This window comes from Indolivaga capnocytophagoides, from assembly GCF_036511535.1.
GTDB lineage: Bacteria > Bacteroidota > Bacteroidia > Bacteroidales > Dysgonomonadaceae > Dysgonomonas_A > Dysgonomonas_A capnocytophagoides.
Map to the genome: position 1 here is coordinate 1,758,375 of NZ_AP028867.1, position 26,227 is coordinate 1,784,601.

At 39.8% G+C, this 26,227-nt stretch carries 23 protein-coding genes; 3 read left to right on the plus strand and 20 right to left on the minus strand.

Annotated elements, in window-relative coordinates; all coding sequences use genetic code 11:
• Nucleotides 1-52: 52 nt before the first annotated feature.
• The 5 genes from nrfA to AABJ51_RS07215 all read right to left on the minus strand — a co-directional run bounded on the left by nrfA (nucleotide 53) and on the right by AABJ51_RS07215 (nucleotide 5,516).
• On the minus strand, nucleotides 53-1,561 hold the full coding sequence (gene nrfA, locus AABJ51_RS07195; RefSeq protein ID WP_338375060.1) for an ammonia-forming cytochrome c nitrite reductase: 1,509 nt from the start codon (nucleotides 1,559-1,561) through the stop codon (nucleotides 53-55).
• Nucleotides 1,562-1,580: 19 nt separating this feature from the next.
• Nucleotides 1,581-2,162 (minus strand): cytochrome c nitrite reductase small subunit, encoded by a 582-nt coding sequence (gene nrfH / locus AABJ51_RS07200; protein ID WP_026627733.1) that lies wholly within the window; start codon nucleotides 2,160-2,162, stop codon nucleotides 1,581-1,583.
• Between the two features lie 263 nt (nucleotides 2,163-2,425).
• Nucleotides 2,426-2,905 carry a hypothetical protein gene (locus AABJ51_RS07205; protein ID WP_338375063.1) on the minus strand — a complete coding sequence of 160 codons (480 nt, stop codon included), beginning with the start codon at nucleotides 2,903-2,905 and terminating at the stop codon, nucleotides 2,426-2,428.
• A gap of 250 nt (nucleotides 2,906-3,155) precedes the next feature.
• A complete protein-coding gene (locus AABJ51_RS07210) occupies nucleotides 3,156-4,412 on the minus strand; it encodes a VWA domain-containing protein (protein ID WP_338375066.1) in 1,257 nt (418 codons plus the stop codon).
• Between the two features lie 159 nt (nucleotides 4,413-4,571).
• Nucleotides 4,572-5,516 carry a diacylglycerol/lipid kinase family protein gene (locus tag AABJ51_RS07215; protein WP_026627735.1) on the minus strand — a complete coding sequence of 315 codons (945 nt, stop codon included), beginning with the start codon at nucleotides 5,514-5,516 and terminating at the stop codon, nucleotides 4,572-4,574.
• A 508-nt stretch (nucleotides 5,517-6,024) separates the two neighbouring features.
• On the opposite strand from AABJ51_RS07215, the gene AABJ51_RS07220 reads away from it, so the two are divergent.
• Both AABJ51_RS07220 and AABJ51_RS07225 read left to right on the plus strand, forming a co-directional pair.
• Nucleotides 6,025-6,282: a hypothetical protein gene (locus tag AABJ51_RS07220; protein ID WP_338375070.1), complete on the plus strand. Its 258-nt coding sequence runs from the start codon at nucleotides 6,025-6,027 to the stop codon at nucleotides 6,280-6,282.
• Between the two features lie 372 nt (nucleotides 6,283-6,654).
• Nucleotides 6,655-6,963 (plus strand): hypothetical protein, encoded by a 309-nt coding sequence (locus tag AABJ51_RS07225; RefSeq protein ID WP_338375072.1) that lies wholly within the window; start codon nucleotides 6,655-6,657, stop codon nucleotides 6,961-6,963.
• Between the two features lie 144 nt (nucleotides 6,964-7,107).
• Here AABJ51_RS07225 and AABJ51_RS07230 read toward each other — a convergent pair whose 3' ends face one another.
• The 12 genes from AABJ51_RS07230 to AABJ51_RS07285 all read right to left on the minus strand — a co-directional run bounded on the left by AABJ51_RS07230 (nucleotide 7,108) and on the right by AABJ51_RS07285 (nucleotide 20,499).
• A complete protein-coding gene (locus AABJ51_RS07230) occupies nucleotides 7,108-8,874 on the minus strand; it encodes a hypothetical protein (RefSeq protein ID WP_338375075.1) in 1,767 nt (588 codons plus the stop codon).
• A gap of 53 nt (nucleotides 8,875-8,927) precedes the next feature.
• On the minus strand, nucleotides 8,928-9,596 hold the full coding sequence (locus AABJ51_RS07235) for a hypothetical protein (protein ID WP_338375077.1): 669 nt from the start codon (nucleotides 9,594-9,596) through the stop codon (nucleotides 8,928-8,930).
• A 377-nt stretch (nucleotides 9,597-9,973) separates the two neighbouring features.
• Nucleotides 9,974-10,825: a mechanosensitive ion channel family protein gene (locus tag AABJ51_RS07240; protein WP_338375079.1), complete on the minus strand. Its 852-nt coding sequence runs from the start codon at nucleotides 10,823-10,825 to the stop codon at nucleotides 9,974-9,976.
• A 489-nt stretch (nucleotides 10,826-11,314) separates the two neighbouring features.
• On the minus strand, nucleotides 11,315-11,893 hold the full coding sequence (locus tag AABJ51_RS07245) for a phage tail-like protein (protein WP_338375082.1): 579 nt from the start codon (nucleotides 11,891-11,893) through the stop codon (nucleotides 11,315-11,317).
• An 18-nt stretch (nucleotides 11,894-11,911) separates the two neighbouring features.
• Nucleotides 11,912-13,453: a PKD domain-containing protein gene (locus tag AABJ51_RS07250; protein ID WP_338375085.1), complete on the minus strand. Its 1,542-nt coding sequence runs from the start codon at nucleotides 13,451-13,453 to the stop codon at nucleotides 11,912-11,914.
• Nucleotides 13,454-13,493: 40 nt separating this feature from the next.
• The gene (locus tag AABJ51_RS07255; RefSeq protein WP_338375089.1) at nucleotides 13,494-14,078 is read right to left on the minus strand and encodes a phage tail-like protein; all 585 of its coding nucleotides are present in this window, start codon (nucleotides 14,076-14,078) and stop codon (nucleotides 13,494-13,496) included.
• Nucleotides 14,079-14,807: 729 nt separating this feature from the next.
• Nucleotides 14,808-15,386, minus strand: coding sequence for a phage tail-like protein (locus tag AABJ51_RS07260; protein WP_338375092.1), 579 nt, complete (start codon nucleotides 15,384-15,386; stop codon nucleotides 14,808-14,810).
• 1 nt (nucleotide 15,387) lies between these two features.
• Nucleotides 15,388-16,890, minus strand: a complete 1,503-nt coding sequence (locus AABJ51_RS07265; protein WP_026627742.1) for a hypothetical protein — start codon at nucleotides 16,888-16,890, stop codon at nucleotides 15,388-15,390.
• 13 nt (nucleotides 16,891-16,903) lie between these two features.
• Nucleotides 16,904-17,485: a phage tail-like protein gene (locus AABJ51_RS07270; protein WP_026627743.1), complete on the minus strand. Its 582-nt coding sequence runs from the start codon at nucleotides 17,483-17,485 to the stop codon at nucleotides 16,904-16,906.
• A gap of 770 nt (nucleotides 17,486-18,255) precedes the next feature.
• The gene (locus AABJ51_RS07275; protein ID WP_321577260.1) at nucleotides 18,256-18,966 is read right to left on the minus strand and encodes a hypothetical protein; all 711 of its coding nucleotides are present in this window, start codon (nucleotides 18,964-18,966) and stop codon (nucleotides 18,256-18,258) included.
• 5 nt (nucleotides 18,967-18,971) lie between these two features.
• Nucleotides 18,972-19,742, minus strand: coding sequence for a hypothetical protein (locus AABJ51_RS07280; RefSeq protein WP_338375095.1), 771 nt, complete (start codon nucleotides 19,740-19,742; stop codon nucleotides 18,972-18,974).
• A 4-nt stretch (nucleotides 19,743-19,746) separates the two neighbouring features.
• Complete coding sequence (locus AABJ51_RS07285; RefSeq protein ID WP_338375097.1) at nucleotides 19,747-20,499, minus strand: hypothetical protein; 753 nt, start codon at nucleotides 20,497-20,499, stop codon at nucleotides 19,747-19,749.
• An 894-nt stretch (nucleotides 20,500-21,393) separates the two neighbouring features.
• On the opposite strand from AABJ51_RS07285, the gene AABJ51_RS07290 reads away from it, so the two are divergent.
• Nucleotides 21,394-23,049 carry an AMP-binding protein gene (locus tag AABJ51_RS07290; protein ID WP_026627747.1) on the plus strand — a complete coding sequence of 552 codons (1,656 nt, stop codon included), beginning with the start codon at nucleotides 21,394-21,396 and terminating at the stop codon, nucleotides 23,047-23,049.
• A gap of 124 nt (nucleotides 23,050-23,173) precedes the next feature.
• On the opposite strand, the gene AABJ51_RS07295 is transcribed toward AABJ51_RS07290, so the two are convergent.
• The 3 genes from AABJ51_RS07295 to AABJ51_RS07305 form a co-directional block, all read right to left on the minus strand.
• Nucleotides 23,174-23,977: a hypothetical protein gene (locus AABJ51_RS07295; RefSeq protein ID WP_338375101.1), complete on the minus strand. Its 804-nt coding sequence runs from the start codon at nucleotides 23,975-23,977 to the stop codon at nucleotides 23,174-23,176.
• Between the two features lie 12 nt (nucleotides 23,978-23,989).
• Entirely contained in the window at nucleotides 23,990-24,790 is an 801-nt protein-coding gene (locus tag AABJ51_RS07300) for a hypothetical protein (protein WP_338375104.1), read from the minus strand.
• A 118-nt stretch (nucleotides 24,791-24,908) separates the two neighbouring features.
• On the minus strand, nucleotides 24,909-25,724 hold the full coding sequence (locus AABJ51_RS07305) for a hypothetical protein (RefSeq protein WP_338375107.1): 816 nt from the start codon (nucleotides 25,722-25,724) through the stop codon (nucleotides 24,909-24,911).
• Nucleotides 25,725-26,227: the final 503 nt, after the last annotated feature.

Here is a 26,227-nt window from a genome sequence, read left to right on the forward strand (position 1 = left end):
CTGATTTGTCATCACCGACAGAATCAGGTTCATTTGAGTGGTTCTCCTTCAATTAGCTTTCAGCGATTAAACGCTTATTGGCTTTTGCTTTTTCAAGCCATTTGGGCACAACAGTCTGTATCCATTTGGCTTTATTTTCGTTTTCTTTTTTCATATCCAGACCGATATACGCCTGAGCTTTTGCTTTTGTCGCAATATCGGGCATCACTATATCGTTTGTCACTCCATGAGCGAATAAAACTTTCTGAATCTTCAACTGAGCCTGTAATGCTTTATCGAGACTATGTGTAAGAATCCGTTGAGTTTCGACCGGAGCATGGAAAGAACCTCCATGAGAAGCAGCAGCAAAATCCCAACGCCATTGAGAGTGGCGTATATCTTCGAGGGCAGCTTTCATTTCGGCATCGGTAGCACCATTATCCCATGCAGCTTTTGCCATAACATGAGCTCTTACCAATTCGTTTTCGACACGATCTCTGATCTCGAATGCTTTATCCTGATATTCATAAACATAGTTACGCAGTTTTTCTTCACTTTCGCGATGGCATGTCTGACATGTCCCAGACATATTTTTCAGAGGGCTCATAATCTGATGATCCGAATATTTGATTCCCCCCTCGGCTTTGTAAGGCATATGACAATCGGCACACGACAACCCTCTCTGGGCATGAGGTCCTGCCATAAACAATTCATAATCGGGGTGCTGAGCCTTTATCATAGGTGTCTTACTCAGCGCATGAGTCCAGTCCGAGAATTGCACACTATCGTAATACGCCTCCATATCTTCCATCTTGAAACCTTTGTCCCAAGGGAAAGTGAGGTATTTGCCGTCTCCCTTGAAATAGTATTCGACGTGACATTGAGCGCACACCAGCGAGCGCATCTCCTGAGTAGTTGCCTGAGTTATATCCCTCCCCTGACGTTGGAATGCTTCGATCAGAGCAGGACGTGTAATAGTAAGATTCATTGTTTTGGGATCATGACAATCGGCACAACCAATCGGATTAACTATCTCCGCACCTAAGTCACCCCATTTTGCTTTGTAAAAATTCTCAATACCCATTTCATTCATCATACGGGGTACATCGGGACTTTTACAAGTCCAGCAGGTTGCAGGCTGCGGACCATCACCTTCGTTTACAGGGCATCCCGTACGCAATGTATTTCTCGAATCTTCCAAAGCGTGCATGTGTCCGCGAGGAGCTTTATAGTCTTTCGAAAATGCGTATCCCGCCCACAGAACAACCATATCGGGACGATCTTCGAGTACATCGTCTTCCATATTGCCCTGATGCTTGCTTCGGAAATCCATGTCGGCAGTATGTTTCCAAGTCTCATACTCACGAGGATAATTCAGCCCCCATATTTCATTTCGGGCTTCAATCGTATCACTGCTTATCTCGACTTTCTTATTATTGAATATCGAGGCAATCTCTGCACGCCGTTCGGTAACAGATGCAGCAAACAGACCGAGCAGAAACACCAGCACCATCACTGCAAGGAATAATCCCCAGCCGATAATCGGTTTCTTTCTTATAGCTTCTGATAGTTTAGTAAGCATAGCTGATATTGTTTTTTAGTTATTCTTTTGACATTTGTTTTTTCAGCCAATCCGGCACCGGCGATTTTGGCAGCGGAGCCAACGCATTGGGTGTTGCAGCGATATTACTTTGCGTTCCGTGAGCGACGTCACGATGGCAATCCCAACATGCCTGGGCATTTCCTGCCTTCACATCCGCATAGCATTTTGCTCCGGGTTTTGCTAATTGTGTGTTCAGTTCGGTGTGGCATCTGATGCAGTTGTCCATAATCACACCTAAACTGGCTTCTTTGGCTCTTATTCCCATAGGTTCGCCTCTCATCGTAAAAACGGCAGCATGGTATAATCCGTCTTTAGCTTTGAAAGCATATTTTTCTATAACATTATCGTGTGGAACATGACAGTCGTTGCAATTAGTCCACTTGGCGTGCGAGCCATGCTCCCAAGTCGCATAATACGGTGTCATAATATGACAGTTGATACAAGCCTCCGGACTATCGGACAGATACGAGTAAGCCCTCGACATATAAAAAGTATATGCGCCCAAGCCTGCTATTATCCCCCCAATGATAAACAAGGGTAGTATAAACTGCACCGGTAATATCTGCAAGATTTTTCTCATATCTTAAAGTTGATCATCCCTATTTGGCTCTGACAGTGAGGTATCACTGACAAATACCTGACTATCGCTGAAACAAATATAGAAAAAAAATGCCTGTCTATACACTTATAAACAAAATTTATTTCATGTTATAAAACAACATATTACACAAAATAAACCTTAATACACTGTTAAAATAGAATAAACGGATGCGGATTCTTTTTATAAATGCCAATCTTAAGATCGTTTTGATATGTTAACAAACCAAAAAAAAAACAAGCATTTCAAATTATACCATAACGGATAAGAATTTTTTCGATAATTTTCTCCAGATGAACCACAGCATCCTCTCTTTTTGCTGTATCCTGAAATTGGTTATCAAAATCATAAAGGAAAACATCACGTCGGGGATTCAGGTATAAGTAATAATGTACAGATTTAGAACCTTGCTCTTCCAACAGATACATCACATTATAGTCATTTTCGGACGGCTCGGAACCATCATTATTCGTAGGATTTAAGTAAATATCGACCAATAAAGAGCCTATTCTCAGGTGAGGATTATCTTTATAACTGGGACAATACGTCTGACGATCTCCATTATTGATTATATACGCTCTCAGCTGTTCGAAATAATAAAAATTGAATTGACGGTTAAAGTCAATCAACATATTATACCTTTCAACTTGCTGCCCACTGACGGACAATACCATAAACACAAAAAATGCAGACAGAATACTTTTCAGCAGGTGTTGTTTCATCATATCCGGTTACAGATGCTTTGATTATAGTTTGTTATATGCCATTATTTTGATATATCTACACTGATCACAAGTTCTGACTCTTCAAAATACGACGTTTAAAGATAATTTATTTTTCAGATAAAGCAAATCGTCCCCAAGTCAGGCACTTCTGCTAACGACAAAACAAAAGACTAAAATAGCTCACATATAGTAAAAAACAAAGGGGTAAAGCAAAGCTCTACCCCACAATACAATTAAAGAAACCAAGTCTTTATCCGATTGTCTGCGGTATACGAGTATAATCATCAATAAGACGTATAAGCAAATCGTTGAGTTTCTCTACTTTGTAGTAATTAGTTGTAGGAACTTCATGACTGTTACCTATCCCGCTGTCATCAGTAAGAGCGACGTATGTACCATTTGTCGCCAGAGCTATCGCACGCATAAGGTATTCGCCATTCTGATCCATACCACTGGCTACCAACGGAATCAGCCGTATACCTTTTATAGCAGCAAGTGTAACCTGCTCATGTACACGCCTGATGCTTTTATCATCATCATGAGGAGGAGCATCAAGTACAAGAAAAGCCAAGCGGCTCAATGCTTCTTTACTCCAATTCTCGCACTGAATAGCCTGATAAAGAGCCTCGTCAACAGCTTCGGGAGTATCCCCTCCTCCATCGGCAGCCTGCTTTTTCAAAAAATCCAGTGTCTTATTTATATCCGGATCCAAAGACGATTTCCGGGTCAGGTAATCATCTCCATAATCACGGTATACAAGGCTTCCGACACGAATATCGAGATTAGACTGCTTTACTCTGACCTGCTTGATTATATCGTACAGTTCGGCCTGAAGATACCTCAGTTCATCACTCATCGATCCTGTGGCATCTATTATAAAAAACAGGTCTACATTGGAGGAAAGACGGCTCTTCACCGACATCCTCACAACATTAGTCATCTGGGGATACGGCTGAGCATTTTCGATCACCTTTTTTTCATTTCCATAAGTAAACTCTATCCTGTAAGGTGGATAAATACGCCCCGACTGATTATTCACGTTTTTATACATCCCCATCCACAATTGGGCTACACCTGTATTATCGGTACGGGTACTCCAGATAAGTTTTCCTTTCGAGTCATACAATTTAGTCTCAACATCGGGAACCGGACGTTGATTATAATCAGCCACACTCGCCACAAAACGATTTTCGGGTATTATCCGCCATCCATTTTTGTACGAAGAAAAATCTTTAAGTAAAAGCTCTTCCCATTCGTCCCACTTCTTAAAATCGTTGATCTCTGTTGCTGTCAGCAGATTGGCCGCAACCTGTCTTTTCAACCCCGGTCGGATATCCGATCTGGAACTTATTTCAATAGCTGATTCTTCCGCATAATCAGAAGAGTACATGATTTCGGAAACAGACACATTATCGGTCGTTGAAACCTCTCGGTGCTTAGATTGTGTAGAACATGCAAACATCGAGACAATGCCGATAGTTGCACAAAATAAGTGTTGTATTTTCATCCTATTAGCCTTTTTAGGTCACAGACCTGCTTATTACTAACTAAACATTACAATGGCAACCCGCTATCGTACTACAGTATGAATAATCGAACTGCCTGAAACGTCATTTATATAAATAGAGGTAAATAAGGAGAGAATTCCATAAAGAGGATACACGAATTATATCCAGCGTGTAATATTAGTCAGAAATGATTGAGGGTCAAATTTAGGTTTTTCAACTTCTTCGGGAATCAATATTTTTAAGCCCTGTCTGATAATTTTCACACAAATATCCTTATCAGTATGTATAGCATTACCGTCGAGGTGCATCACACCTTCCGATTCCCTTTCAATAAGGGCTTCCGAAGTAACTATCTCCAGCAAATTGGAGTTATTGCTTATATTTTTAGATACCAGCTGAATGGCTGTCTGTGCAATATTCATTGGAGGTAACGACCTCAGAATAGCAATATTCATCTTACCATCCTGCATATCGGCTTCGGGTGCAATAAAACCATTATTACCATATTGGGAGGCATTGGCACAAGTAATCAGAAACGATGTGTCGCTGAAATTTCCGTCGGGAGTGGTTACTTTATAATATTCGGGCTTAAAATTGACATATACATCGAGCATGCTTTTCACATACATTAATTTACCCCGTGCCGACTGATTCAAGACTTTTTCGCTGACCAGAGCATCGAACCCGACTCCACATGTACAGAAAAAAATATGACCGTTAGCTACACCATAATCGATTCGAGCTACATTTCCCTGCTTGATTATTTCCAAGGCTTTAGTATAATTAAGGGGAATGTTCAGATCCCGGGCAAGACCATTACCCGATCCGCTGGGTATGATCCCCAACACAACATCGGTATTTACCAATGCTTTGGCTACTTCATTGATTGTACCGTCTCCACCGACAGCTATCACGCAGTCAACACCATCACGTACAGCATCTTTAGCTATCTGAGTGGCATGCCCTTCGTAGCCGGTCATCAGGATATGTACCTCATATTCCCTCGGATCGATAGCAGCTGTCATTTCCGGAATATCCTTTTTAGATCTGGTTCCGGATACAGGATTAATTATTGTATAAATTTTCTTTTTCGTCCGACTCATATATAATCATTGACAAACCAAGTTTCTAATTTAGCAGTACATTAATCCTCCAATGGATTCGTTACGTCACCGGCACAAAACTAAAAAAAGGCATTGATATAGCAATCTATCTCAATATTTAAACTCTTATAGTTAGCGAATTAGCAATTACAATAAAATATTTACACTTAAAGATCATTAATCAGAACGTAAACTTAATAAATTAACATTAAAATGACAGAAAATCAAGGGCAAATTTTGTTAAACAATAAAAAAACAGAACAAGAGATGCTTGAAGTCCTGTGAAGATGTACTATCTTTGAACACAAGTTAACAACCTAATTAAAAGGAGATATCCGCTGCATAGATACTATTTACAGACTATATCAGTATTGACGAGTTAACTTATCAGAGCAACAAACAGTCCTTAAACGTTAAAGCATCACTTAAAAAGCCAAGTGTACTTTTGAATAAGGCAGGAAAATAAACACTTTTATTGATATTCGGATTATTTTATTTATTTCATCACATGAATTCAGTACTCTATATTTCTATAGGAATAGGCATTGCAATCGGAATCATTGCGGCCTTAATTACACGAAGCAGAAGCTACGGAATACTTATCAACATCTGTGCGGGTATTTTGGGTTCTATCGTAGGAGTATGGGCTATCGGACAGATACACTACTCATTCGAAGAAGACAAATTTATATCTTCGCTGATCGCCTCGGCACTCCTATCCATTGTTATTGTATGGGTAATGGCACTGCTGCGACGCAAGGGATAAGTCAAGAAAAAAGATTAGAGCAGGACAAATATCACACTTCACTAGAATGAGATACTTGTTCTGTTTTTTTATTTTGAAAAAAGATCATTATATACATTTTTTAGTATACCTTTGTATAATAAAAGGTCTCAGTAGGTATTTACTGACCATCCCAAAATAACAGAATCAGTCGGTTATTCTTCGGAATGCGTTGTTAGATAATTTCTGTTACTAATGTCAGATCAACTAAGGTCAGAAATTGACTATCAGATATAACAATCAACTGTTATATACAATCAATCAACCAAAGACCTAAAAATATTTTACTTATTTTTTATGTTAAGGCCTAATTACAAGTTGCTTTTTCACTTTGAAAACGATAAAACGGCGATTGTGGAAATCAAGCGTAACGGTATTACAGAACAAGATCCGGCTCAACTATATAAATGGCTGGTATACGACAAAGTAAACGATATGCTCTCAAAACTGGAATTCAGTTCAATGAGCAACGATGCCGGAAAAGAATACCGGATATTCGAATCAGCGACGCTCGAATTTGATTCCAAATCGGCAGTATTCAAAGAAAAAGAAAAAACGAGTATTCTCGAAGTTAAAGCAATAGATACACCCTTATCTTCATCTCTAAAAGAAGCAATAGGTGATTATCTTTTACTTCAGAATTTCAGAACCGAAAGAATATGATTTGTTATATAGACCTCTAATACTATGTCAGCTATAATAATGCAATAGAATAATAAGGCCGACTTTCGAGCCGGCCTTATTTTTAAGGATTCAGACCTTTATATTGTATTGAAACTTTACTTCGTTCATTATTTTCACTTCATTTTACCGCCAGCCTTGCAGTCTGAACGAATCAGTCAGAACATCATATTGAGGCTTCCAAAACAGAAATTCGCTATTAGATGCAGTCAGTATCACCTGAGTCTGTGAGGTATTTGTATAAATATTAGTACACACAATCCGCTTAGGCTCATTGCCTTCTATCTGCTGTGTATACGAATAAGTAATATACCGACAGCCATTTTTAGACTTTGCGTCAAACGAATCCCAGCTAACCAGATTGTAGCGGGTATTGCTAAGATTGCGCTCAACCGATGCCCTCATATTCAATTCTATCGAATCGGTACTGATAGAATCGGGATGGCTAAGACGTGCAAAGTCTCCGGTACGATCCGATATAGTAATACTTCCAAAATCAGCAAGCTGTAACGAATCGTTTTCATTAAAATCTTTTCTCAGGAACAGGCATGCCGGACGGAATTGCTCGTAATTTATCGAATCACCCAGTTTCTTCTTCGATTCGGCATCGACTAATTTAACAAACGGAATATCGCTCCGCTCCTCCAATTCCAAAGGATATATAACGGTACCACGTCCGGCAACTGGTTGTAAACGATGATATGACGACAATATATCTTCGAAATGTGATTTCCATTCTGCTGATTGACTTTCGGGAGCCGAAGCAGTCAGTTGTATCTGCAATGTTTTATCAAAAATACAGGCCGAGTAAATATCCGAAGGTTCACCCTCGGCTTTTCGCTGGGTATAGGAATATATTAATGTGGGTAACCCTTTAGTTTCAGTAAGATAAAAATCTCCCCAGCGACTAATTTTATAAGCCGTAGAATCTATATTCACCTGTACACCAGCTTTAATATTCTGCTCTAGAATACGAAGATTTAAAGAGTCTTTATTTAATACTCTCTTATTAAATTCAGGAATTACATTCAACGACAAGCTTCCGAAAGGAGCAACATCTGTGCTATCTCCGATTTCAAAATCACGATCGAGAAATAACAATCCGGGACGAAATTTCTCATAATCCGTGGAATCGCCCAAAATCCGTTTAAACTCTTTGTCTACCAAATATTTGAATGGAATATCCTTACGCTCGGCTATAGTTGTTGGATAGCGCAGTGTCGCGATATCGGCAATATTGACCGAACGGACAAACGATTGTACCATTGTGTTATAATAAGGCAGCCATTTGTTATACTCTTTCTTTGGAGCCGACAACGTTATTTGCAGCTGAACATCCGAATCGTACATGGTGGTGACTGCCGTTACGGTTGGATCTTTCTTCTTAAGTTCCTGTTGATAAGAATACTGCATTGCAAAGAGGCCATTTATCCGGACGAAATCAAAATAATTCCATTTGGTTACTTTAAAATCCGTTCCAACCAGATTTGTATCCACATCATGACGGATACTCTGTTCCAGTTTCTTTTTCTGCACATCACTCAATACTTTCGGAAAACGGTATTGTCCGGTCATAACGGTTACAGTTATATATCCGAATGTCATTTTCTTTTGTCCCTCTGCCGGTGCTTTAAATCCTTTTTCGAAAAAGATCAGTGCAGGACGGAATTTTTCATAATCTATGGTATCTCCCAATAATTTACGGTATTGTTCATCAACCAATAATCTGAAAGGGATGTCACTTCGTTCTTCGATAGCCGAGGGATAAGCTAACGATCCGATATTAAGGACATCAATATTCTGCATCTCCGTTTTTTTATCTTTCTGCGCCGATACATAAACCAAAGGAAATGCCAAAAGGGCGAAAAGGAGAACTTGTTTTATTTTATTCATTATATGTGAGTAATTTTCAGGTCTCATACCTTTTATTGACTTTGTTAGTAAAATCATTTGATCACTATCCCAGAAACGATCTTATCGTTGATAGCCGCCCATTCTGCATATTCCTTTTCCTGAGCCGACATCAATACTTCTACTTGCTTATTGCCTTTAAAAAGATAGGTCAAAGCCATACATGTAATTCTGTCTGCACTATTGATTTGTTTATATTCGTACCTGAGAACTTTAGCCCCGTTAATTTCCTCAGCAGGCTTATCCGTCCAATCCGAAATAAGAAATGATGACTGTGCAGCATTCTGTTCTACGGATGCTTTTACGCTGGTCGAAATCTGCGTAACAGCATCATCGGTCAGATTATCCGAATTGAAACCATCTATTACATTTCCGCTAATCACTATATTAGAGAAATTTTTAAGCTGTGCCGGATCATCTGCATTAAATCCTTTTGCCAAAAATATTTTGCCGGGACGGTAAATTTCGACATCCACCGAATCGGGAATACTTTTACGAACTTCTGGATCGATCAGTTTTACAAACGGAATATCGTTGCGCTCTTCTACTGCCAACGGATAACTTATATCGGCAATCCCGTCAATACTTGTAATTGTTAATTCTGACACGGCATTCGCCATTTCTTTCTGACTGTAACTGTGCAGTTGTACCAAACCGGCTATAACCGCAGCAAAGACAATAGTAAAGATTACATTCTTTCTCATGCTCAAATAATATACTATATTGTTGTTTTTTTAATGAATCCCTATATCCCTAATCATCTGATCCGTCTTGTGATACAAACGAACCAAAAGGTAACAAAAGTAACAGCCTTTGTGTTCGCTTTTCCGATGGCACTTTTGCCCTCGAAACTAGTGCTGCCCGTGGGGGCAAGTCTCTGCTTTGCCCGTTTATTCCAACATCGTTATTCCCTAAAAGGTTACAAAAGTTACTCTAAAATTGCACTTTTTCGGACGACACCTTTTTTATCTATCAATATGATTTCGATAATATTAACTGATAACTGCTGACTGATCCCAAAGCACTCTTTCTCTTTATAGATAAAATCGACTACTTATGAAACGTCAGAATAAGAAAAAAATTATTCAACCATCTTGACTGCAAGAGTCGAAGACGTATAAACACCTTTTTCCGAAAAAATCTTATATATCGCTTCATTCAGATCCACCGAAACCGTTCCATAATCTCCGGTCAGTACCCAAACTCTCAGTACAATATCAAAATTTCCGTTATTGATTGCAGTCACACCCACAAATGGAGTTGGTGTTTCCATCACTTTATCATTACGGCTTATCACTTCTGTCAGAACCGATTTCAGTTCTTCGGCACTATTCCCATAATTAATATTCAATGTAATATCGAGCCGCCTGCGAGGCTGAGCCGTTACATTGATTATCGTTCCGGTAGATAATGGGCCATTGGGCAAATATATAGTACGATTGTCGCCGGTAAGTAATACTGTATATAATATCCCGATCTCTCTTACTATACCATCCATTCCCTGAGCACTGATATTATCTCCCATTTTGAATGGCTTATTGAGCAAAATCATTACTCCGCCGGCAAAGTTAGATAAATTATCTTTCATAGCCATACCCACAGCCAAACCTGCGGCGGCCAAGATAGCGGCAAACGATGTGGTTTCTATCCCCAAAACACTGATAATGATAAGCCCCAGCACAATTTTGAGCAGAGCATCTACCATATTGTTTGTAAAGGAAACAACAGCCCCTTCGACATGTTTGCGCTGCATGATACGAGCTACCAATTTCTCAATCCATTTGATAACCCAGCGTCCTATAAAAAATATAACTACCGCCAGTACAATACGTTCGCCCAGATCGACAGCTTTTGTAAAAGCAGAATGCAGAAAGGTATCTAATGCCGAAATATCTAAATTATCGGCAGATTGCAGTAATATAAAGTTTAACATAAAAGAATTTCGATTTTAAGGACTCAGACCTATTTTAAATATTTTCTGTTACTTATTTGTTTCTGTTACAAATATATGAAAAATAGTAATTCAGTTTTTTCCAATTAGATTATAAGTAACAGAAAATATTTAAGTGATTCATCTAGTTAATAAATTAACATGTTAACTAGTAAGCAAGTCTAAAACATAAATTCAATTCGTTTACTTATTGAATAATATCAATCAGGAGTTTGATTGATAAAAACGTTCTTTTATATTGTACTTTCAGGTTCTGCTATTTACTAACGCAGCCTCCCGGCTTTGTATTTCATTTTGCCAAAGACCCAAAAGGAATACACGCAATCTGTGATTGCGCGTCGTAAACAATACAATATAAAAGAATGTTTTTCAACTACTGATTCGCATGAATAAATAGATCCTAAATCTACAAAAAGGAGAAGAATTTACAACTGCCTGTATTCCCCTCCTTAATTTATAGACCGGTAATTTTTATTTTACAACAAACACCACATTCATATACGTATCCAAATCGGACTTACGGTGAATGAAATAAGATACCTTACCCGTATTGTCAATATTAGTAACACTCATTACATCGCTGTCGTAATGAGTTATATAATAGTCTAATGCAGTAGCCGACAAATAGTGAGGTATCTGGGCAGGAGCAGAAGGACTTTTATACATCGGTGTACCGAACTGCTTTTTATATTCGGCATACAGATCGAGCGGAGTGGCCACTGCACCCAATGCAGGTGTAGGAATATTTATTGATGGCATATAAAAAAAACGTGTGGTATTCTGCGTAGCACATATCCAATTCGGAATTGCAGGTGTTCCGGCATTCATAGACAGACACTTTTTCGAAGTATCATACACCAGTAAACCCGATGCCGGAGCGGTTATAGCTTCTTTCTGAAGAGTAGTCATCCTTGGAAATACTACCCCTCTGTTGACCGATTCTATAGTCAGTTCGGCACTCGGATCTGGTACATCCGTATTGATCGCTATTTGCGCATATCCTATAGCTGCACTAGCCCACAAGATAGCTATATATAGATATTTAGTCATTGTCATATACTTTTTAAATTATCTGTTAACATCTATTCTTATCATCGGGTTTGTCATGATCTGACAGTCCGAAGAGGTTATTTCTTTCATACTTATTTTGTCGGGATCTGTAAACGCTCCGCTGCCATCATCAATAGTGGGAGTTACAGTTATCGTATATGTACCGCTGTTATTAAACCTGTGAGCATACTGATATGTACCCGATGCACTGCCGGCGGGCAATGTTTGTGTAACCACCGTACCATCGCCAAAATCCCAGTTGAGAGACAATATCTTAGCAACACCGACTAAATTAATAGTCACTCGATATATATTATCTACACCTACACAAACAGGCATTTTAGATATAATAGGTAATGTTTTATAAAACGAAACGGCAAATACAGGCAAACCAAAATATCCGGTAGTACCTGCGTTAAGATAATTAGGCAGCACCTCATTTTGCGTACCTCCATCATCGGGGTTAAGCACTACATAAAGGTTTCTTGTAGCTTTGTCTATTCCGTAAATGCGCCCATCGGGTCCTAATTGCACACAAGAGACATTTTCCCGTAATTTGGTAGTAGGAATGGGGGTCTTTGACAAATTTACAACATCATCCCATTTAGACACATATAATCCATTGCGACCGGAAGCACTTTCGATAGTCGCCACATAAAGGTACTCATTGTTAGACGAAAACTCCATCGCATAAGCCGGACCATATTCTGTGTCTATATCACGTACTTTCATATTACTCACCACCCCTGTACTCCGATTAAACTCTCCGGTGGTAAACCACGAATGATCATTATTGTAAGCAAGGTGCTGTACATGGACAAACCTTGTTCCATCGGTATTAAATTTCAGATAACCGATCCCTCCACCTAGAGGCGTAGGACTTAAAAGAACATCGTAGGTTGTATTGTAAACCGAAGGAGTAGCCGACACACCAGCTGCTGTAATAGCCCATACTATAACAGATTTACGCATACGAGACACCAGCCAATAATCAACTCCGTTGGCATGCTGCACAACAGAAATATTTTCGGCAACATCGGTATTGGTATAGCCGGTACCGGTAAGCGAAACCTGTAGATTTTTCCAACCTGATATAATATCTCCCAATCCTCCATTGAGGCTCATATCTACCACGGAATACCGGATACCGTTGCGAATTGCTCCAACAGCCGATACCGTAAATATATAGAAGAGGTTACGCTCACCCGGACATGGTACTACAATGCCCGAGCTGGTTGACGAGGGATTCCCTAACAAGCCCGTACCATTGGGCATGGCTACACCATTTTTATTATATACAGTACTGCCGTCAGACGACATCATCACGTTACCAGTGATCCGATCGGAATAAGTAAAACATCCTTCGTATGTAGATATCGGACCCGTCAACGGAATAGGAACATCCGTAACCACCGCACCCGACGACGCAGTAAATGATCTGGTGGTTTTAAAATCTATTCCGGCTTTAATACCAAAGTACCATGTATATGCCGACCTTTGCCCCTGCATAATAAATGACGATACGAGTATCGTTACTATCAGTAATATTATTTTTCTCATTATTTTTCTTTCTAGTTTGGATATAAAAAGGTTTGTGACCTTATTTTACGACAAACACAACATTCATAAACGACTGATAATCGGCCTGACGGAGTATATCATAATTTACTACACCACTATCGGTCACACTATTTATTTTTATGATCGAAGGATCGAAATAAGTGATGTAATAATACAGGTCTCCTGCAGCCGGAAAGTAAGGTATGCCGGCAGGTGCACTTGTACTTTTGGCATCGGGGGTTCCAAATTGAGTTTTATACTCGGTGTATAAGTCGAGGGTTTTGCCGGCTACTACCGTTGATGCGTCTATAGCTACCGATGGCATATAGAAAAAGCGTGTTTCGTTCTGTGCCAGACATATCCAGATGGGAGAAGCTGATGTACCGACATTCTGCGACAAACATTTTTTCGATGTATCATACACCATCAATCCGGCTGCGGGGTTGGCTATTAATGTTTTCTGAATTGTAGTCATTCGGGGAATAAGCACCCCCTTATTGTTGTTGGGACTTACCACATCAAGTTCAGCACTCGCATCGGGTATTATGGTATTGATGCCTACCTGAGCATGCAAAAAAGATGTCATAGCTATAAAGCATAACATCGCCAAAATTTTCTTTTTCATCGTTGTTTGTTTGAGGGTCACAGACCCGGTTGTTGTTTAGGGTTCCAGACCCATTTATTATGTTTGTTCTTAGATAATTATTGATAACGCACAAAAGCAGTAAAGTGCATTCGCTGCACCCTACTGCATAATGAAACCGACTGTCGGACAAGTATATGCTTGAAGCAGATTCAGAACGACAACAAAACAACAATAAAACTGCTGTGCACAGCTTGTACAATCGGATTTCAGTAAAAAAATTGATATATATGACGTGATTTACAAACGTGAAAATTTGTAAATTTGATAATGACATGACGAAACCCGAAGCATAAAAAAATGCTCCGTCATTTTGACACAATAGAATTTTTTGTTTGATTATTACGCTAGATGCGTCTCTCTCTCTCTCTCTCTCTCTCTCTCTCTCTCTCTCTCTCTCTCTAATATTCCACACGACACAGCCAAACCTGAATAGTTAAAATTCAGCTCGGATTCAAAGTTTTTATGTGTGAAATTATAAATCATCAACTATGCGTTAAAGAGTTGTTGTGATGGCAAATATAGCGATTGTTTTGGATTCAACAAAAAAGAAGGGGACTAATAGTTGTTAGTTCTCCTCTTTGGAAAATCAATATTCGAGAGTTGTCCTATAAAAACAGAATCGGTAAAATATCCAAATAAAGTAAACGGACAGTCATACTATAACTGCCCGTTTTTTTTTTATTGATTTATTAATTTTCTTTTGCTCACTTACTTTACCACAAATACAATATTGATATAGTCATCGTAGTTTGCTTTGGTTGTAGTGACATAACTCATTATACCATTCCCATCAATACTATTGATAGTTATACGTGATGGGTTATGATAAGTTACGTAATAATACAAATCTGTAGCAGCAGGAAAATACGGTAATGCAGCAGGAGCTCCCGTACTTTTATACTTGGGTGTACCATATTCCTCTTTATATTGAGCATACAAATTTTTGCTTCCTGAGCCTAAAGTCACAGTCTCGATATTAATAGACGGCATATAAAAAAACTTACGATTAAACAATGCCAAACAAGTCCATTGAGGTACAGCCTCTGTTCCTAAGTTCTGAGAAATACACTTTTTATCTGTATCATAAACCAAAAGACTATGAGCCGGATTTAGTATAGCAGTCTTTTGGACGGTGGTCATTCTCGGAATAAGCAATCCTTTATCGGCATTGGACGGACTATTGATATCAACTACAGAACTAGATTGTGGTGTATCGGTATTGATACCTATCTGAGCAGATAGTTGCAGGCTAAAGAGCAGTGCGAATATATATATTAGCTTTTTCATATTATCTGTTGGCTTCTTTTGTGGCTGTATTTTGTAAATCAATCCGTATCATCCTGTTTGTTTTAAATACACAATCAATAACATTAGCAGGTATAGTAGTTTTGGAAAGAGCAACGCCATCAGCTCTGTAAGGAGTTATACTTATTGAATATTTACCGGTAGACGTATAATTGTGAGTCTGCTTATAAATTGTATTTCCGGATACTATGCTTTGGTTAACCTTTGCCGATCCGTCTCCGAAATCCCATTCGAGCCTTGTTGGAAGATCGGCAGAAGGACCTACCATATTTATCTCCACAGTGTATCTAAAATCATTACCGGTACAAACAAATGACTTTTCGGTTGCCTTGGCTGAAAACCATGAAGCGGCAAAAGAAGGAAGTCCAATGCGACATAAACCCGTACCTAAGAAACTATTCGGAAGCTGGTATATCTTTAAGTTATTATATTCATCCGGATTATCAATTACATAAAGATAACTTTTCTGATATGCACAAAAATAAATACGCCCGTCGGGTGCTAATTGAGGTGTATTGCGGTCAATACCCAAATTATACGTTTTATAGGTTACTGTTGACGGATTGCTTGCTGCTAACAAAGCTTCAAAGTCAAAAACGTATAATACTGCAGTACCTCCTATATAAAGGTATTTCATAGATGGAGAAAACTCAAGTCCATATGTATTTTTCAAGCCCGACACTTTTTTGATATTCGAAAAAACGCCTGTACTGTTGTCAAAATCTCCATATATAAACTCCGCATTATTTCCCCCCCAAGCAAAATGTTTTCCATCTGCAGTAAACTTGATGTATCCACAAGCCGAAGAATGATTTATAGATGCCGGAGAAGTTGTCACAATCGGAGTAGCGATAACTCCCGTAGAGGTTGCTAACCAAGCATTAAAATAGGATGTCGCCCCACGTCCGGGAGCAACAATCCAATAATCTGTACCATTAGCATGCCTGATGGATGTAACACTTTCTCCGATTCCTCCCATCCCTCCTGATAGCAATATGTTTTTTTCGCTGGCTATAACAGCTCCTAAACCACCCGCCTGGCTCATATCTATAGCCGTATATGACAACATGTTTGTCCAGTTTATACCGATCGATACAGCCATGTATTTATTCGGACTATTCGGATATGGCAAGATAATACCCGATTGAGCCGAAGAATTATGCCCGGTTAATCCTGTACCATTTGTCATTACCGCATTATTTTTGTCCCAGATAGTCATACCATCCGAATAAAAGAGAAGGTTACCATCGCTGTCCGAAAGACTGAAACAGCCCTCCTGAGTAACAATAGACGTTCTGGTAAAAGTAGGTAATCCGTCCAGAACAGCATTTGCAGTTCCGGCCAAACCTGTTGCCGTTAAACTTTGTGTAGTATTCCATGTCAAACCTACATTTTGCCCGAAAGCCCAGTTATTTGCCTCCTTTTGAGCTTGGATTTGCATGCAAACAACCACAGATATGACAAGAGCCAGTATTACTTTTTTCATATTTCCTCCCTATTTATTTAACGACAAAGACAACTGTCATAAATGTTGCATAATCGGCTTCCTTGAGAATATCATAATTAAGCACACCCGACGCATCCAAACTATTTATTTTCAACACTGTATTATCATAAAAAGTCACATAGTAATACAGATCCGAAGCCGAACTGAAATAAGGGATACCGGCAGGTGCTCCGGTACTTACTTTTGTCGGGGTATTAAATTGTTTTTTGTATTCGGCGTATAAATCAAGAGTCTTTCCTGCAACTACAGCCGAGGCATCAATTGCGATGGAAGGCATATAAAATGACGATGACTGCGCATCCTTTTGAGACAGGCATAGCCATGCCGGAGCAGCAGACGTGCCTGCATTCTGCGAAATACATTTCAGCTGAGTATCATATACCATCAAGCCCGGAGCCGGACTGCTTATCGCTAATCGCTGGGCACTTGTCATACGCGGTATCAGTATACCTTTGCTGGTACTTTCAATATCCAGTGCTGCCGAAGCATTCGGAGTACTGGTATTAATGCCTACCTGGGCATGAAGCGATGCCATACCAACAGAGCAGAGCATCACAAGAATCATCTTTTTCATTGTTGTTCATTTGAGGGTCAGAGACCCGTTTGTTGTTTATATTTCGAGTAATTATATTCAAAAAAAACAGTAAAATGCACTCCCTGCACTTTACTGTATAAGACAACCAACTGTCATACAGGCTAATGCAAGAATCAGATTCAGAACGACAACAAAACAATAAGGCTGCCTTGCATAAGCTGTAAAGTCGGTTTGATAGTAAATTGGTACATGTTTGTTTGAATGTCCGGGTCACAAACCCTTTATTGTTTATATTTGGAGCAATTATACGCACTAAAAGAAACAGTAAAGTGCACTCTCTGCACTTTACTGTATAAAACAACCGACTGTAGGACAAGCTAATGCAAGAAACATATTCAGAACGACAACAAAACAACAACAAGGCTGCCTTGCATAAGCTGTAAAGTCGGTTTGATAATAAATTAGTATATATTAGCTGAAGTATAGACACAAGAAAAACTACTCCGTCATTTTGACACAATAGAAATTTTGTTTTGTTAAAAAAATGATTAGTTACGCCAGGTGCGTCTCTCTCTCTCTCTCTCTCTCTCTCTCTCTCTCTCTCTCAATATTTCACACGACACAACCAAATCCAAATTGTTAAAATTCAGACAAGTTTCGTATTTTTTATGTGTGAAATTATTAATCATCAACTGTACGTTAAAGAGTTGTTGTGATGGCAAATATAGTCATTGTTTTGGAATTGGCAAAAAAGAGCGGAACTAATACATATTAGCCCCGCTCTTAAGAAATTAAATATCCGAGTTGTTCTACATCAGGAAAAAAGTAACCGATGTTCTTGTATATACAGGACTTATAGCAGAAGTCCATGTTCCGCTTCCGGGAGACAGAAAGACCTCCAGATAATCTCCAAAAGAACAGTCAGCCACTAATGCCACGGTAAGTGCAAAAGGAGTATTAGCTGCTGTTGCAATATAATATTCTACAGTATCGACATATACACCGTTCTTCATCAACCTCACATATGTGCTCGTTCTGCCCCCTGTTGCTACGCTGGCTCGTCCCCACCACCGAAAATACACAAGATAGGGACCTTCGCCCGTTACAATGTACTTTGTATTGGTTCCCGAAAGATATAGCTTTGCACCTGTTCCGGCAGCAAACGATTGAGCGGTAGACGACACAAATGTTTCTCCCCCACTCCCTTTTATGGCTCCCCATGTTACACCTCCGGTCGCATCAGCCGAAACCAATACACGATCCGATTTTTGAGACCCGTCAACTATACGCAGGGCGGTTTCGGAGGTCGATGCATTGATGTGCAATTTTGCCTGAGGCGAGGTTGTTCCTAATCCCATATTTCCAGCCTCGGTCACAATCACATCGTCTGCTGTAGATGTATCCGCTTTAGGGTTGATATGAAATACCCCGACAGGCGATTGAATATTGATGCCGACCTGCGCAGAAACAGACAAAATTGTGCTCATAATAAGAGCCGATAGTATATAATATTTTCTCATCTTTCTTAAATCTTAAATACAATAATACTTGGATTCAGAACTGTTGAATTATTCACTGCTCCGATTACCCAATTGAAAGTTCCTGCGGTAGATGCCGGTGTAGATGGACTTATGTATAGTTTGAGATATCCGCCTGCTGTTGCATAACCAAACAAGCTGGTTGTAAAACTAAAATAGTTGTCTGCTGCCGGATAACTGACGTAGTGCTCAACTCCGTCCAGTTCGGTTCCATAGTCTGACACAGCTGTAGTAGTTGCACGTGTCAGATAAATATACGCACTGATATTTTTATCTCTTGAATATGTCGTGGTTGCCGTTCCCCACCAACGGATAAACATCAGGTAATTACCAGTTTCCGTGATCGGAACCGATAGCAGCAGACTTCGGGTAGCATTAGGAAGATTTCTTCGGCCTGTATTTAAATTATAAATAGTGGCCGATGAAGCAGGCTGATCTGTCCACGAAAGATTTCCATTGGCATCCTTACTGTAGAGCATTTTCTTTGCACCTTCCGTACCGTCTTTTAAGCGCATGGCTGTTTCGGTAGATGTTTCGATGTGAAGTTTGGCTGTAGGCGAAACAGTTCCTAATCCCATATTCCCAGCTTGGCTGACAACTATATCATCTTCGACATTAGATGTTCCCGATGTATTTTTTTGAGCATCTATGTGAAATATCTGCTGGGGCGAATCGGTATTAATACCTATTTGAGCCAGTGAATTTCCCGTACTGATTATATATACCAGTGTTGTAAGATATGCAATATATTTTTTCATTGTGTTATACTCTAAATACGACAATACTTGGATTCCATAATTTCTGACCAGTACTCACTCCGCCTATTACCCAGCTTCCACCGGACGATACCCTGATATAAAGTTTCAGATACTGACCTTTGGTTGCTTTAGCAAATAAAGTCGTACTGAAGCAAGTATAAGCACCAGCCACGGTATTGGCACAATACTCGACCTGATCTTTGAGATTTGCCTGATCCGCCGTCCAGCTATTGCTTGTAGTGGCTGATGTAGTCGCATAAAATACACCGCATACATAATTATTTGCGCTTACAGCTGTAGCATAACCCCACCAGCGGATTGATATCAGATAATTACCTGTAACCGTTACCGGCATTGCCTTGACAAGCGCATAAGTGCCCAGTGTGTAAGTAATGGTAGATCCGGTGATACTATATATAACCCCTCCCGGATTAGGTTTTTCCATCCAGGAAGCATTACCCAAATCGTCTGATACTAAAATATAATTTGTCGCCTGCCTGCCGTCTGTGATCCGAAGGGGAGCAAGAGTAGAACTGCCTACTGCATCTATCTTGGCTGTAGGGGTGAGTGTTCCGAGTCCCATGTTGCCGGTAGAATTTACAAGTATATCGTCCGAAATATTAGATGAACCGGAGGTGTCTCCTTTGCCATCAATGTGAAGTACTCCCTGCGGACTTTTTGTATTTATCCCTACCTGCGCATGGAGGAGGATACCGAAGGAGAATATCCCCATCAGTAATAAAAATTTCTTTTTCATTGTTGTTAATTTGAGGGTCGCAGACCCATTTGTTGTTTATATTTCGAGTAATTGGGGTCACAGACCCGCTTGTTGTACATGTTGTAGAAGTGTATCGCATATCCCTGTCTATAAACACCTTGTAATCATAACCATCAGACATATGCAATATACGCCTACGATCTTTTATGTTTAAATAATTATTGATAACTGATAACTGATGAACGTCAACTGAAAAAAGCAGTAAAGTGCAATCACAGCACTTTACTGCACCATAAATCCGGTTGGTGTACTGATATAATTTCAAAGCAAGTTCAGAACGACAACAAATAAACAACAACAAAACCGCCTTGGTAAACAGTTTGCCGCACCGGATTTCAATAAGAAAATTGATATATATTAATTGAGGTATAGACACAAGAAAAACTACTCCGTCATTTTGACACAATAGAAATTTTGTTTTGTTAAAAAAATGATTAGTTACGCCAGGTGCGTCTCTCTCTCTCTCTCTCTCTCTCTCTCTCTCTCTCTCTCTCTCTCTCTCTAATATTTCACACGACACAGCCAAACCTGAATAGTTAAAATTCAGATTTATTTTAGTATCTATATGTGTGAAATTTTTGTCCATTAACTATATGTTAAAGAGTTGTTGTGTGGGCAAATATAGTAATAGTTTTGAAATTGACAAAACCGAGCTCCGAATCTCCATTTTGCAAAGAGCAGTTTGCAAAATGGAGATTTGTATTTATATTTGTATAGGTGATTGTTTTCGGGTACTGCTTTCCTGTAGATATAATGTATAATCAAGGGCTGAGTCCTTAATATATATACCGACAAACTATTCGCCCGTTATACTTGTTATGATATCAAAAGAAAGTATGAAAATAATGTCTGTTACGAAATATATTTAGCCACATGGAAAACGACAATACGAAAAGATTTTTAAAGCTGATCGAAGACGGAATCCGCACTAACTGGGACAAACCCGTATTCAGCGACTATGACGGCAATGCCTTGCTATTTAAGGATTTTGCAGTCAGAATAGCCAAACTACACATTATATTCGACACTCTCCATCTCGAAAAAGGAGATAAGGTTGCTCTCTGCGGACGCAATTGCACCAACTGGGCAGTTACGTTTTTTGCCGCTATGTCGTACGGAGCTGTTGTCACTACCATTCTGCACGACTTCGATGGAGACAGCGTTCAGAATATCGTTAATCATTGCGATGCCAAAGTATTCTTTGTGGCAGAACATGTCTGGGAAAAAGTAGATCCGATTAAAATTCCGAAAGTAGAAACTATCATCACCATAGATGATTACAGCATATTAAGGTCTCGAACCGAAAAACTAAATCAGGTAACCAATGACATTGATGTTATCTTTGCCGAGAAATACCCGAACTTTACAATCGACGACCTCAAATTCCACGTCGAAGATCCGGAAGAAGTTGCACTCATTAACTATACATCAGGTACAACCAGTAAGCCCAAAGGGGTGATGATTCCTTATCGCAGTTTATGGTCTAACACGCTGTTTGCCAAAGAAGCCATCGAATTTGTCAGCCCCGGAGACGGACTTGTATCCATGCTGCCGATGGCACATATGTACGGATTGGCTTTCGAGATACTGCTTTCGGTAGCCAAAGGATGCCACGTGCACTTCCTTACCCGCCTGCCTTCGCCACACATCATCATGAATGCTTTTGCCAAAGTGCAGCCAACACTCATTATAGCTGTTCCGCTGATTATAGAGAAGATTATCACTGCGAAAGTTATGCCCGAGTTACAGAAGCAGCCGACTAAAACACTGCTGAAAATACCATTCGTAAAAGACAAAATATACGCTAAAATCCGTGAGAAATTAATTAATGTATTCGGAGGAAAAGTTGTAGAAGTTGTAATCGGAGGGGCTGCCCTCGATCCAGAAGTGGGTAATTTTCTGAAACTGATTAAATTCCCATATACCGTAGGATATGGAATGACCGAATGCGGTCCGCTTATCGCATACGACTATTGGGAAACATACCGTGCCGCTTCGTGCGGAAAACCTGTCGACCGCATGGAAGTAAAGGTAGACTCTGCGGATCCCGAAAATACGGTAGGCGAACTGATAGTGAAGGGTGCAAACACGATGCTCGGCTATTATAAAAACGAAGAAGCTACCTCAGCGGTACTTTCGCCCGATGGATGGTTGCGTACAGGAGACCTTGTGACTCAAGACAAAGAAGGCTATATCTACATAAAAGGACGCAGCAAAACAATGATACTGGGACCTTCGGGACAAAATATTTATCCGGAAGAGATCGAGCAGCTTCTTAACAATGTGCATTTCATTGCAGAATCACTCATTGTAGAGCGTAACGGAAAGATACACGCACTGATTTATCCTGATCAGGAAGTCATTAAACTTCATCCGAATAACCTTTCGGTCGAAGATACTCTCAAGCTCGAAATAGACGAAGTAAACAAGCGTCTGCCCAAATATTGTCAGATTACCGATTTTACAGTTCGTGACGAGGAATTCGAAAAAACACCGAAACGCAGTATCAAACGTTTTTTGTATAAATAAGGTCTCAGACCTTTTTATCAATGTGCCGTCACTCGATAGAACAAAGCAACTAATAAATAAAAACAGCAACCACTTCTGATTTACAGAAAGGTTGCTGTTTTACTTTATTTAGAATATATATCTGCTAATTCAACATTTTTATACGATAGGCATACATACTCGAATACCCATCATTCTTTTCGGCTACAGACAGTATCTGCAAGCCTGCTATTTCGGCATTCTGCGCAGCACCTACATATACCACGTACCTCTTAGCGGCAGTAGTGTTGTTATTAACTGCTACCCAGCCATTCACTATAGCCCGCTTATTTATAAACCCTGTATTCGAAAACCGATTTTTTGATATTGCATCCGGTGTTGCTATCGAACTATCATCACCAAGTGTTACCTGTATCCATATTCTATAATTGCGATCGGCTACAGTCACCTGATTTGTAATCATACTTACCGAAAAAAATACCAGCCATTGCCCGGGATCAACAGAAACACTCATATTGGTTTTAAACCAGTTATTGCTATTACCCAATGTAGCAAAAGCAATACCGGCACCTATGTTTCCGTTCTTGTATCCGGGAATATAATCGTTCCATTGTCCCAAGCCGTTGGCATCAGACATCAACACTTTATTTACGGCAGCATTTCCGTCTTCGATCCGTAATTGAGGGTTAGGTGTTGCCGATGTACCGCCGGTAACTATATGCAACTTGGTCTGAGGGGTAGTTGTGCCAATTCCGACCTTGCCGTCTTTACTAACAACCACATCATCTCGATTTATATTTGCTCCGCCACCCGAATTATTAGAGGCAGCATCCACGTGCACCAATACATTGCTTGCCGGATTATCGGTCATGATGCCAATCTGTGAAAAGGCATCTGCACAGCATATCAACTTAAAGAATATTGTGAAACTTATAATATATTTTCTCATTTTCTATTGTTATTAATTTTCTCCGATTTTCACTGCGATAATTCCATTCTCTCCTTTTGTAGATGTAGCTATTGAGCTGAGCAATACTCCATTCGAAAGACGTCCGGCATTTGCATATACAATACCCAAATGATATACCTTCGAAGCAGATCCTGTATTTCTTATCACAACAAAACCTTGTATAACACCCCAACTTTTAGCATATACCGTTCCAGAACTCCATGGAGCACCAACTATATCGGTTGATGCAGGTCCTCCGTAAGAATCGGAGTAACTCAACCTCATCCAGGTATTAACAGAATAATCTTCGGTCGATAATCCTCCACTTGCCCCGATTAACAGATTAAGATACACACACCAGCGTCCCGGAGGCAAAGTAATGGTAGCATCCAAAGGATGATGAGGTATCAGCATTTCGTTAGTTGTGCCGGCAGGCTTTCCCAGATCTTTTACATAATAATTCTTACCTGACGCACTCAAAACACCTTTGACCACAGGTAAACCCAAAAAGCCCCAAGTACCTACTCCGTTACTGTCCGAAACCAGCATTTTATAATTTCCTTCAGCTCCGTCTTTAATACCAATCGCACGGGTAACGGTCTTCGATTTTATATGCAACTTCATTTGAGGTGTACCTGTGCCTATACCTACTCGTCCGGCATTATCGATGATCACATCGTCGGAAGTATGCCCCACAGCTCCGGCCTCGATATGCAATACTCCTTGCGGATTTAAGGTATTAACTCCAACCTGAGCTTGTGTCATGCAAAGTCCTAAAACACTCAGCAGACTATACAGTAATATATATTTCATATGTTATGCGTTTTCTCTTATTTATATTAAGTAACAGAAAGTATTTAATGATATACTTTTAGTCTATAACAGTCTTTGGTTGTTACACTTATCCAAAGTAACAAAAAGGTCTGAGCCCTTATAATTCATCTGATGGTATACGATAAGCGATTATATTAATCTCACCCCAAGGTCCTCCAACATTATTAAAATACCCTGCCGGGATGGTAACACCAAAAGAACTGGTACCTCCGGCTACATAATAATATCTTTTCGTTGCATTACTTTGGTTATTTACAATAAAAGAACCTATCGTAACATTGTAGAAATGCGCCCAGCACATCCCCGAGACCAATCCCAACCCTTCTATGTCGGGGGTCTGTATAGCAGCAAGCGTACCTCCCGTATTTACGACGGTAGCAGCATCGGCTAGAGTAGACGATATCCATACAGGTGTATTGGTTCCCCCGCTTCCCGAAATTAAAGAAACCACGTTCATAGCCCATCTACCCGTGGGTAAATCGATATATGACGGAGCTGAATAATATTTCGTATCATTAAACCCTATATTTAAGAAAGGAGGAGAAACTATCTTAATCTGGGCAGACACTACCGGAACCATATTCTTCCATGTGGCTGTGCCTATATTATCGGTAGCTATCAGGATATTACCATCCCCCTGATTTCCATCTTCCAATCTGAAACCCGATACAGGAGACGAAGCAGTACCTCCTGTTTGTATATCCAATAAAGTACGCGGAGTAACGGTTCCGATGCCCGTCTTTCCGTCAGCAGTCACTATTATATCGTCCGCTGTACCTGTTGCCCCGCTAGTATTTGCATAAGGATCGATATGAAATACCCCCTGCGGATTTTGGGTATTTATCCCTACCTGAGCATGGAGGAGAATGCCGATAGAGAATATCCCCATCAACAGTAAAATTTTCTTTTTCATTGTTGTTCATTTGAGGGTCAGAGACCCGGTTGTTGTTTAGGGTTGCAGACCCATTTATTATGTTTGTTCTTAGATAATTAGTGATAATACACAAAAGCAGTAAAGTGCATTCGCTGCACCCTACTGCATGATAAAACCGACTGTCGGACAAGTATATGCTTAGAGCAGATTCAGAACGACAACAAAACAACAATAAAACTGCTGTGCACAGTTCGTCCTGCCGATTTATTAGTAAATTGGTATATATTTTGAAGTAATGACAAGTTATGAAAACCCCGAAAACCCTCGTCAGGAGGGTCAGGCTCAGATCATGAGGCAGATATACAACAAAGCACGAAGCATAAAAAAATACTCCGTCATTTTGACACAATAGAAATTTTTGTTTGATTATTACGCTAGATGCGTCTCTCTCTCTCTCTCTCTCTCTCTCTCTCTCTCTCTCTCTAATATTTCACACGACACAACCAAATCCAAACTGTTAAAATTCAGACAAGTTTCGTTGT